At 61.7% G+C, this 15,120-nt stretch carries 13 protein-coding genes; 11 read left to right on the top strand and 2 right to left on the bottom strand.

Translation table 11 applies throughout. The features are described 5' to 3' along the window. Position 1: 1 nt before the first annotated feature. From BN3659_RS01550 to BN3659_RS01520, 7 genes are all read left to right on the top strand, one after another. Positions 2–1,282 carry a TolC family protein gene (locus BN3659_RS01550; RefSeq protein WP_091534010.1) on the top strand — a complete coding sequence of 427 codons (1,281 nt, stop codon included), beginning with the start codon at positions 2–4 and terminating at the stop codon, positions 1,280–1,282. Next, entirely contained in the window at positions 1,279–2,169 is an 891-nt protein-coding gene (locus tag BN3659_RS01545; protein ID WP_091534009.1) for an HlyD family secretion protein, read from the top strand. The genes BN3659_RS01550 and BN3659_RS01545 overlap by 4 nt, the downstream gene beginning before the upstream one ends. Beyond that, positions 2,144–3,064: an ABC transporter ATP-binding protein gene (locus BN3659_RS01540; protein ID WP_091534007.1), complete on the top strand. Its 921-nt coding sequence runs from the start codon at positions 2,144–2,146 to the stop codon at positions 3,062–3,064. The genes BN3659_RS01545 and BN3659_RS01540 overlap by 26 nt, the downstream gene beginning before the upstream one ends. Further along, positions 3,057–3,797, top strand: coding sequence for an ABC transporter ATP-binding protein (locus tag BN3659_RS01535; RefSeq protein ID WP_091534006.1), 741 nt, complete (start codon positions 3,057–3,059; stop codon positions 3,795–3,797). Before BN3659_RS01540 ends, BN3659_RS01535 begins: the two co-directional genes overlap by 8 nt. Positions 3,798–3,799: 2 nt before the next feature. Further along, positions 3,800–4,891: an ABC transporter permease gene (locus tag BN3659_RS01530; RefSeq protein WP_091534294.1), complete on the top strand. Its 1,092-nt coding sequence runs from the start codon at positions 3,800–3,802 to the stop codon at positions 4,889–4,891. A gap of 2 nt (positions 4,892–4,893) precedes the next feature. Beyond that, positions 4,894–5,997 carry an ABC transporter permease gene (locus tag BN3659_RS01525; RefSeq protein ID WP_091534292.1) on the top strand — a complete coding sequence of 368 codons (1,104 nt, stop codon included), beginning with the start codon at positions 4,894–4,896 and terminating at the stop codon, positions 5,995–5,997. A gap of 106 nt (positions 5,998–6,103) precedes the next feature. Beyond that, positions 6,104–6,580: a TspO/MBR family protein gene (locus tag BN3659_RS01520; protein ID WP_091534004.1), complete on the top strand. Its 477-nt coding sequence runs from the start codon at positions 6,104–6,106 to the stop codon at positions 6,578–6,580. 510 nt (positions 6,581–7,090) lie between these two features. Here the strand turns inward: BN3659_RS01520 and BN3659_RS01515 are convergent. Continuing rightward, positions 7,091–7,321, bottom strand: a complete 231-nt coding sequence (locus tag BN3659_RS01515) for a hypothetical protein (RefSeq protein WP_091534003.1) — start codon at positions 7,319–7,321, stop codon at positions 7,091–7,093. Positions 7,322–7,484: 163 nt separating this feature from the next. Further along, a complete protein-coding gene (locus BN3659_RS01510; protein WP_091534001.1) occupies positions 7,485–8,732 on the bottom strand; it encodes a spondin domain-containing protein in 1,248 nt (415 codons plus the stop codon). Between the two features lie 524 nt (positions 8,733–9,256). Here BN3659_RS01510 and BN3659_RS01500 point away from each other — a divergent pair. The 4 genes from BN3659_RS01500 to BN3659_RS01485 all read left to right on the top strand — a co-directional run bounded on the left by BN3659_RS01500 (position 9,257) and on the right by BN3659_RS01485 (position 15,105). Then, positions 9,257–9,925, top strand: coding sequence for a recombinase family protein (locus BN3659_RS01500; protein ID WP_091533997.1), 669 nt, complete (start codon positions 9,257–9,259; stop codon positions 9,923–9,925). Positions 9,926–10,404: 479 nt separating this feature from the next. Next, positions 10,405–13,140 (top strand): TonB-dependent receptor, encoded by a 2,736-nt coding sequence (locus BN3659_RS01495; RefSeq protein ID WP_171847672.1) that lies wholly within the window; start codon positions 10,405–10,407, stop codon positions 13,138–13,140. Between the two features lie 4 nt (positions 13,141–13,144). Then, on the top strand, positions 13,145–13,564 hold the full coding sequence (locus BN3659_RS01490) for a hypothetical protein (protein ID WP_141682446.1): 420 nt from the start codon (positions 13,145–13,147) through the stop codon (positions 13,562–13,564). Then, a complete protein-coding gene (locus tag BN3659_RS01485) occupies positions 13,561–15,105 on the top strand; it encodes a DUF6850 family outer membrane beta-barrel protein (RefSeq protein ID WP_091533992.1) in 1,545 nt (514 codons plus the stop codon). Before BN3659_RS01490 ends, BN3659_RS01485 begins: the two co-directional genes overlap by 4 nt. Positions 15,106–15,120 lie beyond the last annotated feature (15 nt).

The raw sequence follows: 15,120 nt of genomic DNA, 5'->3' as shown, positions 1-15,120 counted from the left end.
CATGAGACGAATCCTTATCGCATGCGCCATGCTGCTGTCGGCCGTCGCGGCAGCCGCACAGCCGACGCTCGAGGAGTGCCGGCGCCTCGCGCGGGAACATTATCCCGAAATCCGCCGATACGATCTGATCCGGCTCGCGCGGGAATATACGCTCTCGAACGCCCGCCGCGCCTATCTGCCCCAATTCGCGCTCTCGGCGCAGGCCACGTGGCAGACGGCGGTGGCTTCCTACCCCGACGTGCTCCGGGAGATGCTCGTCCGACAGGGAATCGAGCTGCCCGGGCTGAACAAGGATCAGTACAAGGTCGCGCTGGAGCTGAACCAGACCGTCTGGGACGGCGGAAAGACGGCCGCCGACAAGCGGATCGCCGAAGCCGATGCGGCGCAGCGGGCGCGTGCGGCGGATGTCGCTCTCTACGAGGTGGAGGGGCGCGTGGACGAACTCTATTTCGGCATCCTGCTGCTCGACCAGCGGATCGTGCAGACGAACCATACCCTCGGTCTGCTGCGCAGCAATCTGGAAAAGATGCGCTCGCTGCGGCGTAACGGCGCGGCGACGCAGGCCGATTGCGATGCCGTCGAGGCCGAACTGCTCGCGGCCGGACAACAGCTCGCCGAGGTCGAGGCTTCGCGCGGCAGCTATCGCCGCATGCTGGAGCTCTTCATCGGTCGCGAGCTCGGCCGGGCGCATCTGGTGTGCCCCGATGCCGCGGAGCCGGCGGCCGGAGAGCCGGCGCGGCCCGAGCTGGCTCTGTTCGATGCGAAGGCCGAGGCGCTCGCCGCACAGGAGCGGAGCGTGAAGGCTTCGGTGCGGCCGCGTTTCGGACTCTTCGCACAGGGGTATTACGGCTATCCGGGCCTCGACTTTCTGGAGAGCATGATGAAAAGCGACTGGTCGTGGAATGCGACGGTCGGCGTGCGCATGACGTGGAATTTCGGGGCCTATTACACGAAGAGGAACTCGCTGGACAAACTCCGCACGGCACGCCGTGAAGTGGAGGTGGAGCGCGACGTATTCCTCTTCAACACGAGGCTGCGAAGCGAACGGGAGAGCGGCGAGATCGCACGTCTGCGCCGCGCGCTGGCCGACGACGACCGCATCGTCGCGCTGCGCCGCTCGGTGCGCCGTGCGGCCGAGGCGAAACTCGACAACGGCGTGATCGACACCGACGACCTGCTGCGCAGGATCACCGAGGAAGCCGCGGCGGCCACGGCACGCAGCGCACACGAAATCGAACTCGTAAAAACGATTTGCGAATTAAGACATACTCTGAACCGATGAAACGAATGTACCTATGCGCCGCAATGCTGCTTGCGGCCGCCTGCGACCGCAGCGGAGACTACGACGCCGCAGGCACTTTCGAGGCGACCGAGATCACGGTCTCGGCCGAAGCGGCGGGCCGGATCCTGAGTTTCGATGTGCAGGAGGGCGATCTGCTCGAAGCGGGACGGCCGGTCGGCGTCATCGACACCGTGCAGCTCCGCCTGCAAAAGCTCTGTCTCGAACGTCAGCGCGCCTCCGTGCGGTCGGGGCGTCCCGACATTTCGAAGCAGGTCGCCGCGCTGCGCGAGCAGATCGCCAAACAGCGGACCGAGCGCCGCCGCGCGGAGAACCTCCTCCGCGACGGAGCGGCGACGGCCAAACAGCTGGACGACATAGACGCGCAGCTCAGGGTCCTCGGCGGTCAGCTCGACGCGGCGCTTTCGACCCTGCGCAACAACGCCGCGGCTGTCGACGAGAACGCTTCGGCCATCGATCTGCAGATCGCGCAGATCGACGACCGGCTCGCCAAATGCCGCATCGCGTCGCCCGTAACGGGGACGGTGCTGGCCAAATACGCCGAGGCCGGCGAGCTGGCTTCCGTGGGGCGTCCGCTGATGAAAGTCGCGGACCTGAGCCGGGTCTATCTGCGCGCCTATTTCACTTCGGATCAGCTCGCCTCGCTCGCACTCGGCCGCGAGGTGTGCGTAACGGCCGATTTCGGCGGTGCGGAGCAATACGAGTACGAGGGCCGCGTCGTCTGGATCGCTTCCGAGAGCGAATTTACGCCCAAGACTATCCAGACGCGCGATTCGCGGGCCAATCTGGTGTATGCCGTCAAAATCGCCGTCGAGAACGACGGACGTCTCAAACTCGGTTTGTATGGAACGGTCCGACTGTGCGATTGAGGTTTCGGGGCTGACCAAACGCTACGGGGCGCTGACGGCTCTCGACGGCGTGTCGTTCCGGGTGGGGCGCGGCGAGCTGTTCGGACTGATCGGCCCGGACGGTGCGGGAAAAACCACCCTGTTCCGCCTGATAGCGACGCTGCTGACGCCCGATGCGGGAACGGCGTCGGTCGACGGTTTCGACATCGGACGGGATGCACGCCGCATACGTGCCCGCGTAGGCTACATGCCCGGTCGCTTCTCGCTCTACCCCGACCTTTCGGTCGGCGAGAATCTGGATTTTTTCGCGTCGCTCTTCGGCGTGCGGATCGCGGATCACAGCGATCTGATCGCTCCGATATACCGGCAGATCGAACCCTTCCGCCGACGCCGCGCCGGCAAGCTTTCGGGCGGCATGAAGCAGAAACTCGCGCTGTGCTGCGCGCTGATCCACCGTCCGTCGGTGCTGCTGCTCGACGAGCCCACGACGGGCGTCGATGCCGTGTCGCGCAGCGAATTCTGGGACATGCTCTCCGAGCTCCGGACCAAGGGCATCTCGATGCTCGTCTCGACGCCTTACATGGACGAGGCGCAGCGCTGCGGGCGCATCGCCCTGTGCGACAAGGGGCGCGTGCTGGCGGTCGACACGCCGGCCGGTACGGCCGCGCGCTTCGACGGGGCGCTCTATGCGCTCTCGGGTCCGGATATGTACGGGCTGCTGCTGGCGGCGCGTGCGGCGCACGGGGTGCGGGAGTGCTATCCCTTCGGGGCGGTCCACCACCTGATTCCGGGACGGGGATTCTCGGCGGAACGGTTCGTCGCGGAGCTGGCCGGCAAAGGGTTTCGCAATGCGGAGCTGCGCCCCGCGGAGGCGGGAATCGAGGACGTATTCATCCGATTGATGCGCCATGAATGATCCGATCCTTTCCGTCCGCGAACTGAGCAAAAAGTTCGGCGGCTTCACGGCCGTGGACCGCATCTCGTTCGACGTCGCCCGGGGCGAGATATTCGGGTTCCTCGGCGCCAACGGCGCAGGCAAGACCACGGCCATGCGGATGCTCTGCGGGCTGAGCTACCCCACTTCGGGCAGCGGCACGGTGGCCGGCTGCGACGTGATGCGCGAGAGCGAGCGGATCAAACGCCGCATCGGCTACATGAGCCAGCGTTTCTCGCTCTACGACGATCTGACGGTGCTGGAAAACATCCGTCTCTACGGCGGAATCTACGGTCTGAGCCGCAGGCGGATCCTGCGGCGTGCGGTGGAGATTCTCCGCCGTCTCGATTTCCGCTCCGAGAGCCGCACGCTCGTGGGGGCGCTGCCGCTCGGCTGGAAGCAGAAACTCGCGTTCTCGGTGGCGACGCTCCACCGGCCCGAGCTCGTCTTTCTCGACGAGCCGACCGGCGGCGTCGATCCCATCACGCGCCGCCAGTTCTGGGAGCTCATTTACGAAGCCGCGGCCGGCGGAACGACCGTGTTCGTTACGACGCACTACATGGACGAGGCGGAGTACTGCTCGCGCGTCTCGGTCATGGTGGACGGTCGGATCCGTGCGCTGGGGACTCCGGCCGCGCTGAAAAAACAATATGCCGTAGCGACGATGGACGAAGTGTTCCGCACGTTGGCCCGCGGCGCGAAACGATCCGAATGATCATGAGGGGATTCATGTCGTTTGTCAGAAAGGAGACGCTCCACATTCTGCGCGATCCGCGCACGATGCTGATCGTGCTGCTGATGCCTGTGATTCAGGTGTTGTTGTTCGGGTTCGCCATGTCCACCGAGGTAACCGACGTCCGCGTGGCCGTCGTGGCGCCCCATCGCACCGAAGGGGTCCGGCAGGCGGTCCGACGGATTGCGGCCAACCCCTGTTTCACGCTTCGCGGTTATGTCGACGGCACGCAGATCGACGCCGTGCTCCGCTCGGGCGAAGCGGATGCCGTGGCGGTTTTCGCCGCGGACTACGACCGGCGGATGAATGCACTGGAGCTCGGAGAAGCGGCCGGCGAAGCCGTGCAGCTCGTCTTCGACGCTTCGAACACGAATACGGCGTCGGCCGGTGCGGGGTACCTGCAAAGCGTGCTGACGGCGGACGTGCGGAGCGGCCCGCTTCCGGAGACGCGCCTGCTCTACAATCCGCAGATGAAGAGTTCGTACAATTTCGTGCCGGGCATCATGGGCATGATCTTCATGCTCATCTGCGCCATGATGACCTCCGTGTCGATCGTCCGCGAAAAGGAGACGGGCACGATGGAGGTGCTGCTCGTGTCGCCCGTGCGGCCGCTGCGGATCGTCGCGGCGAAGATGGTGCCCTATTTTCTGCTTTCGTGCTTCAATCTGGCGACGATCCCACTGCTGGCGCGCTGCGTGCTGGAGGTTCCCTTGTCGGGCAATCTCGCGGGCATCGCCTGCCTGTCGCTGCTCTACCTCTTGCTGGCGCTGGCCTTCGGACTGCTCATCTCGACCTTCGCCGACAAACAGGCCACGGCGCTGCTCATCTCGGGCATGTTGCTCCTGATGCCCGTGGTCATGCTTTCGGGGCTGGCCTTTCCGATCGAGAACATGCCCCGCATCCTTCGGGTCGTGTCGTGCGCCGTGCCGACCCGCTGGTACATCGAGGCGGTCCGCAAGCTGATGATCGAAGGGCTTCCGTTCGCCGCCGTGATGAAGGAGGTCGCTATCCTCGCCGCGATGACGGCCGTGCTGACCGCCGCGGCGATCCGGAAATTCAACGACAAACTCGAATGACGATGAGAACCCTCCGTGTTTTACTCGACAAGGAACTGCGCCAGTTCGTGCGCAGTCCGTTTCTGCCGAAGCTGGTTCTGCTCTTTCCGCTCGTGGTGATGCTCGTCATCCCGTGGGTTACGACCATGGACGTGCGGCACATCGACGTGGCGGTGGTCGACAGCGACCGTTCGTCCGCTTCGGAGCGGCTCGTCCGGAAAATCGCCGCTTCGGACTGTTTCACGCTGCGAGGTACGTTCGACCGCTACGACGCGGCTCTGGCAGCGCTCGACGAGGGCGCGGCGGACGTCGTCGTCGAGGTCCCCGACGGCTTCGGGCGCTCGGCGGCCGGAGGCCCTGCGGAGCGGGTGCGGATTTCGGCCAACGGCGTCAATGCCGTGAAGGGGAGCCTCGGCATGCAATATCTGATGCAGACGTTGACGCAGACCCTCTCCGAACTGCGCGCCGATCGGGGATTGCAGCCGCTCGCGGAACCGGTCGTGGTGCAGAACCGCTACAATCCGACGCTGGAATACCGCTTCTACATGATTCCGGCGCTGATGATCATGCTCCTCATCATGCTGTGCGGCTTTCTGCCCGCGCTGAATCTGGTGGGCGAAAAGGAGACCGGCACGATCGAGCAGATCAACGTTACGCCCGTCAGCCGTCTGAGCTTCACGCTGGCGAAACTCATCCCCTATTGGGTCGTCGGGTTCGCCGTGCTGACGCTGGCGATGTTGCTGGCGCGGATCGTCTACGGACTGTCGCCTGCGGGGTCGCTGGGGGCCGTCTATCTGGCCGCCGCGCTCTTCGTTTTCACCATGTCGGGCGTCGGCGTGATTGCGGCCAACTACTCGTCGACCATGCAGCAGACGATGTTCGTGATGTTCTTTTTCGTGATGATCTTCATGATGATGAGCGGCCTGATCACGCCCGTGGAGTCCATGCCCGGCTGGGCGAAGACGCTGACCCGGTTTCTGCCGCCCCGTTATTTCGTCGGAATCATGCGGGCGGTCTATCTCAAGGGGTCGACCGTCGCCGAACTGCGGGCCGACTATGCTGCGCTGGCCGTGTTCGCGGTGCTTTCGAACGCATGGGCCGCGGCGAGCTACCGCAAACGGTCGTGATCGGGAGCCCGGGGCGGCGGGGCCGTGCGGACCGGTCCCCTGCGGAAGCCGCCCGCGAAAAATCGGGCACCGATTTTGCAACGTCGCACTTAAAAACGTCCGAACCATGAAAAAAGCGATGGCATATATTCTCCCGACGCTCCTCTGCTTCGTGCTGGGCGGGCTTGCGGGATGGTTGCAGAGCGATTCGATCGAATATTGGTATCCCTATCTGATAAAGCCGGCTTTGACACCCCCGGACGTCGTCTTTCCGATCGCATGGAGCATCATTTATCTCTGCATGGGCATCTCCGCAGGTCTGGTGCTGAACTCCGGTGCGCATGCGCGCAAAGGCGTGATGACGATTTGGTTTTTCCAGTTGGGGTTCAATTTCCTGTGGAGCATCCTGTTTTTCGTGTGCCGCAGCCCGCTGTTGGGCATGATCGACATCGTGGTGCTCGATGCGTTGGCGCTGCTGTATGCAGTGCGCAGCGCGAAGGTGCGTACCGGTGCCGCTTGGTTGTTCGCACCCTATCTCTGTTGGCTGGCTTTCGCCACCTATCTCAACGCCTATATTCTTGCGATGAACGGCACCGGCATGTAGCGGTCCGCAGGCGTCTTTCGCCGCAGCGCCGGCGCGCTTCGCCGCGAAAGGGTGCGCCGCCCCGCTCCGCGAGCTGCGGGAACGTCCGGCACGAAGGTATGCGAAAAGCAGCAGACGGTGCATTTCCTTTCTCACGGCTCGACCGAAAAAGAGGCTGTCCGAATGTTGTCGGACAGCCTCTTTTTGTTCGTACCGCCGTTCGGTGTCTTTTCCGGACATGCGTTTCCCTAAGGAGCGGAAGGCGGGGCGAACTCTTCGCGCGGTAGAAAAACGTGTCGCCGGTGCGGCCGTCCGGACGTCGGCTCCTTCGCCTTGCTCCGGGAAAAGGACCGGCGCGTGCCATGACGGGAGACCGCTTCAGTATTTCCGGTATCGCGGCCCGGAATCGCACGGCAGGCACACTCCCTTCGCCGTGAGCCCGGTGCTTCGTATTTTGCCGGTTCCGGCACACGTGGAAGGGGGAGGTGTCTTCGTCGACACCTCCCCCCCCCTTCTCCGCCGGTGCGGCCGTCAGTCGTGGCCTTCTGTTTTGACCAGTTTGTTGTACAGCCCCATAATCAGCAGAGGTGCCGCCCATTGCCCCACCGCCAGCGCTGCATGCGGACGTTTGCGGTGCATCAGACACGCGGAGGCCGCCAGAGGAATCATCCCCGCGGCGAAATAAACGATCGAAGGAATTTTCGCCGTCTGTTTTTCGACGGCGACGGTACCTTTACCCTCTTGTGAACGAAGAATCGACATAGCTCGAAAAGTTTTGATACGACCGTACGGAGGCAAAAAATATGCCGCTTGCGTCGCTGCGGCGGCTGTATGCGCTACCGTGCGTGTCCTCGTGCGTCGTGCGCGGCAAAAAAAACCGGAGCGCGTCGTGCGGCTCCGGCTGCGGTCGGTACGGTGTCCGGCCTCAGTAGATCGTAATCTTCACGATCTGGTCCACGGACGGTACCGGGAACGTGTCGCCCACGACGCTGATCGCTTCGTCTTCGGGCATCACCGTCCCGTCGAAGATGGATTGCGCATTGCCGGCTCCCGGGTATTGGCTCACGGCCGTGCCGTCGTCCAGCAGCACCGTCTTGCTCGTAACGTCGCCTTTGGTCAGCGCGGGAAGTTCCGCGTTGTTGGCGAAGAACCAGTCGTTCGAATAGCCGAACATGGTGGCGAAAGCGATTTTCTCGTTGGCTGCCGCTTCGTACGTGCACTCCATGCTCTCCTTGGGTTGCACGGTCTGTTTGATGACGTAGATCTTGCGGACCTGCGGTACTTTTTCCAGCGAAGCCTGCAAGGGCGCGGGGTCGCCGCGCTGTGCGAGTGCCGACAGACCGAGCTGCGCATCCTTTTCGCCGAGTGTGTAGATGGGGTTGGTGTCGCCCGTATACACGACGACGATGGCGCTCATAAGGGTGGTTATGATCCCGGTCTGGCTCGTTACGAGCGTCTTGAGCGGATCGACATCGCCCTCCTCGGCCAGCTTGGTCAGCTCGGCGCCCGATTTCTGACCGGCGCTGAAGAAGGGTTCGTCCATCACGAGCTTGTCGTCGAGAATGTTCGATACGACGTAGACGCCGGCCGAGAAGGGGGTCTCATTGGCCGTGCCTTCCGAGATGTTCGTGATCGTGCAGGTGAAGAGCGACTGCACGGCATCGAAGCTCAGGCTCACCTGAAACAGGCTGGAGGCAGGCAGGTAGCTGTGCCCCTCCGCGTCCGTGCCGTTGACTTCGGTTACGACGCCCGCCTGAGCCACTCCCGGATGGTTGACATCCGGCCCGGGCTGTTCGTTGACACGTGTACCGTTGTCCCAGAGTTTCACGGCATCGGCAATGACGCCCGTGTACGGAACGCCCGAATCGTCGAAGAGCCGGATGCCCGGATTTTCGGGTGCGAAGAAAAGGTCGTTCGAATAACCGTACATGGACGCGAGCATCAGGCGCTCGCCCTTGGCGGCGTGGAACGTGAAGGTCGTGCTGGCACCGGGGTTCACGGCGTCGAAGCTGCCGCTCTGAACGTAATTTTTCGTGGCGACTACGTTTTCGAATTTGATCGTCGGCCGGGTCCCGGGAGCGACATTGTCGTCATCGTCGTCGCAGGCCGTGAAGCCGAAGCCTGCGAAAAGCAAAGTCGCTGCGAGTGCGGCGGAAAAGTACTGTTTTTTCATGGCAGTTTTGTAAATTTAGTTGATTTAGTGAAAAAATCGGTTGAACCGTAATCGTTTGTATCGCCTCGTTAGCCGTCGGAACGTGCGATCATTCGACCTTACGGGCGTATGTTCACATACATCATTGATGCCATAAAAGGGCATGCCGACCCTTCGGAAGAGCGTCGTCGGGCTATGGTTCTGCAAACAAGCGGCTAAAGAACGAAAAAATTTTCGGCGCTTCCGAACGGGGCCTGCCGCTGCATTGCGCTCCGCCCCGTCTCGCTGCAATCCGTGTCGATGAACCCGCGCATGGATCGCCGTCCGTCGGTGCGGTGTGTCGAGCAGCCTTTGCAGGCAGGGGAAAGAACAGCCTCGGAAGCCGATTTCCATGTCTGCTCTTCGTATTCTGCCATAGAACGACCTATTTCTTTCATACATTTGCACCATTATTGTTCTGAAATACGCTGTTTGCTGCTATAATGCCTTAATATTACTCGGTGAAAACGGGGGCAATGCAGCTTCCGTAAAATAGTTAAATAAGTATGATCGTAGGCTATTTGAGAGTTAGCACCAGCAAACAGCACTTGGCTAACCAAGAGGATGAAATCCGGCGTTTCGCCGACAGTAGAAATCTTTTCGTCAGCCATTGGGTAACGGAAGTCGTCAGCGGCAAGAAAAAACGCAGCGACCGCAAGCTCGGCGGTCTGTTGCAGCGCATGAAATACGGCGATACGCTCATTATCACGGAGGTGTCGCGCCTGAGCCGGACGTTGACGGACATTATGGCCATCATGGGCAAGTGTCTGGAGAAGGGCATCAACCTCTACACGACCAAAGAGGGGTATTCGTTCGACAATACCATCAACAGCAAAGTGCTCTGCTTCGCCTTCGGATTGGTGGCGGAAATCGAACACAGCCTGATTTCGATGCGGACGAAAGAGGCTCTTGCCCTGAGAAAGGCCGAAGGGGCCGTGCTCGGACGAAAGAAAGGCAGCTATACGAAGAGGAACATCCTGCTCGACAACCGGCATATCATCGTCGACATGTTGAAACGCGACCGCTCGATCGGCGATATATGCAGGCGTTTCGGCATCTCGCGGGACACGTTCGCCAAGTTCCGCGACGAGCACGAGGACGTCAGGAAGGTGCTGGACGAAAAAGAGTGCCGCCGCAAGGACCGGGCGCAGCGCAGACGGAGCGGCCGTCCGTGAGCGGGAGAGGCTGTCCGGCAAGTTTTTTACCCTTCGGGCATTGCCTGTTCGGACAAACTCCGGAATGGCGGTACGATTGAATAAGGGTTGTCCAACAAGTATTTTCAACCCTCTGGGAATTGCGTATTCGGAAAAGTTCCCGAATACAGTATGGATGAAAAAGGGCTGTCTAAAACGTGTAAGACAGCCCTTTTTCGCATCCGATTTCCCTCCCGTCGGCAGTGCGGCCGCATACGGCTCCTCCCCTCGCGTGCGGGATTCCGCATCCGCTCTTTTCCGTCCGGATGCTGCTTTTGCGCCCCGTCGTCCCCTGTTTTCGGTATATGGGGGCCGCATCGGTGCATGGTTGCCGACGGATTGGACCGGAAATATACCTAAAACTGACGATTGCTCCGTTTGTGCGTCGTGCCTACCTTTGTCTCGCTTTGCGAATGGAAATTGTGATGCGATTCTTGCGTTGTCTGACATATTTTTTCGGTATGGCATTGCTGGCGTCTCCGGCATACGGCCAGCCCGCTGCGGGCATCGAGATCGAGTTCGAGGTTACGGACACCCTGTCGGAACCTCTGGCATACGCCACAGTCGAGCTGAAAGCTCGCGGCAGCGGCAAGATACATGCCGCGACGACCGACTTTACCGGAAAATGCACCTTCGCGCTTCCGGCCGGCCTGTACGATGCGAGCATCGCATATGTCGGATATGAGACCCGGCATATGACGGTCGAATCCGCCGGTGAAGGACCGTCGCACTATGAGGTGCGGCTGCGTGCGTTCGCCTTCGCCATCCGCGACGTCGTCGTTACGGCCTCCGAATCGAAGGGCGGCACCAGTTCTTCGACGATCGACCGCAAGGCGATGGAGCACATCCAGCCGTCGAGTTTCGCCGACCTGCTGGCGCTGCTTCCGGGCGGTTCCTCTTCTTCGCCGCAGCTGTCGGAACCCAATACGATTCACCTGCGCGAGATCGGCGTTTCGGACGACGATTACGCCACCTCGTCGCTCGGCACCTCCTTCGTCATCGACGGCGCACCCGTGCGCAACGACGCCAACATGCAGTACGTTCCCGGGATCGACCAGCTGCTCGAACGCAAGACCTTTATAAATAAAGGTGTCGACATGCGGTCGATTTCGACCGACGAGATCCGGCATGTCGAGATCGTCCGCGGCATCCCCTCGGTCGAGTACGGCGATCTGACCAGCGGACTGGTCAAGATCGAGCGCAAACGGGGCGGAAATGCACTCGCAGCCCGTTTCAAGGCCGATATGGACAGCAAATTGTTCTATCTGGGCAAGGGATTCGAGATTCCCGACCGCCGCCTTACGGTCAACCTCGGCGCCGACCTGCTCGATTCGAAGGCCGACCCCCGCAACAAACTCGAAAACTACAAGCGTCTGACCGGGTCGCTGCGTGTCCACAAGACATGGGACGGCTTTTCCGGCCATACGATCGCACTGGGGACCAATCTCGATTATACCGGATCGTTCGACAACCGCAAGGTCGATCCCGAGAGCAACAACGGCAACCTCGACGAATTCAAATCCGAATACAACCGCTTCGCTCTGAGCGCCGATTTCGACTATATGTCGAAGGACGACGGATTCTTCCGCGCCTTGGAGGTCGTCGCTTCGGTCGATTACTCCCGCGACCGTATCGAACGGCGCAAGTTCTGTCAGGTTACGCGCCCGACGGCCGTGCCCAACAGTCTCTCCCCGGGCGAGCACGACGCCCAGTTTCTCGAACCCAGCTACATCGCCGATCTGACGGTCGACGGACAACCCCTGAACGCCTATGCCAAGGCTGTGGCGAAGTTCGGGATCGAGAGCGCCACGACCAGCAGCACGATCATCGCGGGTGCCGACTGGTCGCTGGACAAAAATCTCGGGCGCGGACAGGTCTACGACATGCTGCGGCCTCTCTCGTCCGACGCTTCGACGCGGCCGCGCGCATACAGCGATATTCCGGCGCAGCACGATCTCGGTCTGTTCGTCGAGGACGACACGTCGGTCAAGCTCGGCCGCTCGCGGCTCGACGTGATGGCCGGCGTGCGCGTTACGACCATGCTCAACCTCTCCGAAGCATATGCCTTGCGGGGGCGATTCTATTTCGATCCCCGTGCGAACGTGCGCTTCTCCTTCCCGGCGGCGAAGCTCGGCCGCCGCACGCTGGAGACCGCCGTTTCGGGCGGCGTGGGATGGCACACGAAAACCCCGACCATGAGCCAGCTCTACCCCGCCCCGCTCTACTACGATTTCCAGCAGCTCAATTACTACCACTCCGATCCCGCCTTCCGCCGCATCAACATGGTAACTTATGTCGTCGATCCGACGAACTATTCGCTCGGTGCGGCGCGCAATTTCAAATGGGAGGTGCGCGGCGACATCACACTGGATGGCAACCGATTGTCGTTCACCTATTTCGAGGAGGATATGGAGTCGGGCTTCCGCACGGCGAACCGCTATGCGAGCTACACCCGCAAGCAGTACGATTACAGCGGAGTGGACGACACGCAGCTTACGGGCCCTCCTTCGCTCGACGGCATGCCCTATACGATCGATACGTTGGTGCGTGCGTCGGCGACTGTTACGAACGGCAGCCGTACCCGCAAGCGGGGCGTCGAGTTCACCTTTTCCTCGCAGCGTATCGAGTCGCTGCGCACCCGCCTGACGATCACGGGCGCATGGTTCCGCACCGAATACGACAACAGCGATCCGGTATATTACAACCCCGAGACGGTCATCAACGGCAAGTCGCTGGTCTACACCGGAATCTATGCTTCCGACGGAAATTATATACGGGAGATGTGGCACACCAATTTCATGATTGACACCGACATACCCCGTCTGGGGCTGGGCTTTTCGTTCACGTTCCAGTGCCGGTGGCATTACCGGCAGTACAACGGTTTCAAAAGCAGCCGCCCGTTCGCTTATTTCGGCCCCGACGGAGCGGTCCATGCCTATACGGACGAGTCGGCCGCCGATCCTTTGCTCAAATGGCTCATCCGCTCCTACAACGAGGCGGCTTACCGGTGGGAAAACGTGCCTTTCTACATGACTACCAACCTGAAAGTTACCAAAAAACTTTTCCGCGAGAAGGTGATGGCGGCCATGTTCGTTACGCAGATGTTCAATTACATGCCGAGCTATGTGGTCGACGGCGTGCGCGTGCGTCGTCATGCTTCGCCCTATTTCGGCATGGAGGTCAATTTCAGATTATGACGCTATGAAGCGAATGTTTTTAACCCTCCTGTCGTGCGGCGCCGTGCTCTGTTCTTGCGTGGAAAAGGATACGGAGGCTCTGTTTACCGATGCGACGCTCGCGGTCCAGCTGCCCGATTCCCTGCAAATGGTGCGCTTGCAGGCTACGGCGGTCTTCACCAACGCCAACACGAGACGGTCGATCGCCTCGTCCGACTTCCGCGACGGAGTGCTCTCGGTGCGCCTGCAAAAGGGAATCTATTCGATCGGAATCGGCAGCGGCAGCACTGTCGAATATATTGTCAAATCCACCGGCGAATCGTACATGCGGCAGGTAACGGCCGATACACGTGCGGCGCTGCTCGACGATCGGGAAACCGTTCGCATCGATTTGCTCTGGTACGAAAACTCCGCGTCCGCAGGTGCGGACGCCGCCGAACGATGAGAAGACTCCTGTGCATCTTGCTGCTCTCTGCGGCCGGAATGACGGATGCCGTCGCCGCCTTTACGCAGCCGGCCGATTCCGTCTCGCTGTTCCGCACCCAGCGCGAACATGCTTCGCCCGTGGCGGCGCTCGCGGCTGCGGCTTATGCCGCTCCGGCACTTCGCAGCGAAGCCTTCGTCGGCTCGCTTTCCGAAATATCGGTCGGCTATGAAATGCGGCGCGAGGAGACGGCCTTCGAACAGCAGAAGGGCGACGGCGACGATTTCGGACGCTTCTCGGCCGAGAGCTACGAGCATCTCTCCGACAAGAGTACCGTCTGGGGCAATGCCGGCTATCGGCGCGGCACGGTGCGCAACGTCGTGTGGAACGTCTCGTCGGACTACGACGTGGTTTTCCCCTATGTCGTCGCCGACTCCATCGGCGGCGACCTCGCCTCCGAGGAGTACGTCTTCGGCGGCGGTTACGGGCATCGCAGCGGCAGATGCACTTGGGCGCTGGAAGCCGATGCCCGGGCTCTGCACGAATACCGCGATCACGATCCCCGCATCCGCAACGTCGCCATCGACATCGACGCGGGTGCCGGCGGCTCCGTGCGGATCGGGAAATACCGTCTGGGGCTTTCGGCCTCGCTGCGCGTCTACAAGCAGTCGGGCGAAAAGATCCAGTATGCCCATTCCGCCGGGGAGAAAGGCGTTTACCACCTCTCGGGGCTCGGGTCGCACTATGCCGGATTCGAGGGCAACGCCAATTCCCAAGCCCGTTATCGGGGCAACGGCTGCGGTATGACGCTCGCGCTGGTGCCCGATGCGGAGCGCGTGGGGTTGCACCTCGTGGCTGGATACGAATACCTGCGGATCGAAAAGGAGCTGCCCGGCAGTGCCGATCTGGTTTTGCAGAAGGTCGTTCCGCAGGCGTTCCGTGCCGAAGCCGCTTGGCTGAGGGATACGGGAGACGGCCTGCACTGGGGTGTCGCCCTGAAGGTGCGTTACGACTACCGCCGCGGGGACGAAGGCATCGTGGACGACAACAATTCGTCGCAGGGAAGCGAGACGCTGGGCTTTCTCACGCTGTTCGAATACGGCAGCCTCACGGGATGCGCCGAGGCCGTAGTCGGCGTCGAGACGGCCGACCGTGCGTGGTACCTCTGCCCGTGGGCCGCGTACCTGCATCGGACGTCGGACTACCTCTATCCTGCTCAGAACATGGAACTGACGCAGGCCGGCGGCGGTGCGGATTTCCGCTATGCGCTCCAGCGGCGGCGCCTGTCGTTCCGCTTCGAAATAGGCGGCGGATATGTCGCCTGCCTGAAATCCGGACTGACCCTTCCCGTCGCCGACCTCGCCGCGCCGCTCGTCGGCATGGTGCGGCACGACTACGACCGCCGGCGGCAGGATGCCGCCGCATTCCATCTGGGCTTGCGGACCGATTATGCGCTGCGGCGTCGGATCTCGCTCTTTCTCGCAGCGGATTACGGGGGCGAACTGTACGGCGACAGCACCTCGGCGCACCGGGCGCGCATCGTCTGCGGCATCGCGTTTTGAAACGAATATCATTCA

The organism is Alistipes sp. CHKCI003 (genome assembly GCF_900021155.1).
Taxonomy (GTDB): Bacteria; Bacteroidota; Bacteroidia; order Bacteroidales; family Rikenellaceae; genus Alistipes; species Alistipes excrementavium.
The sequence above is the reverse complement of the archived record's forward strand: the minus strand, read 5'-3'. Positions and strand labels throughout refer to the sequence as shown.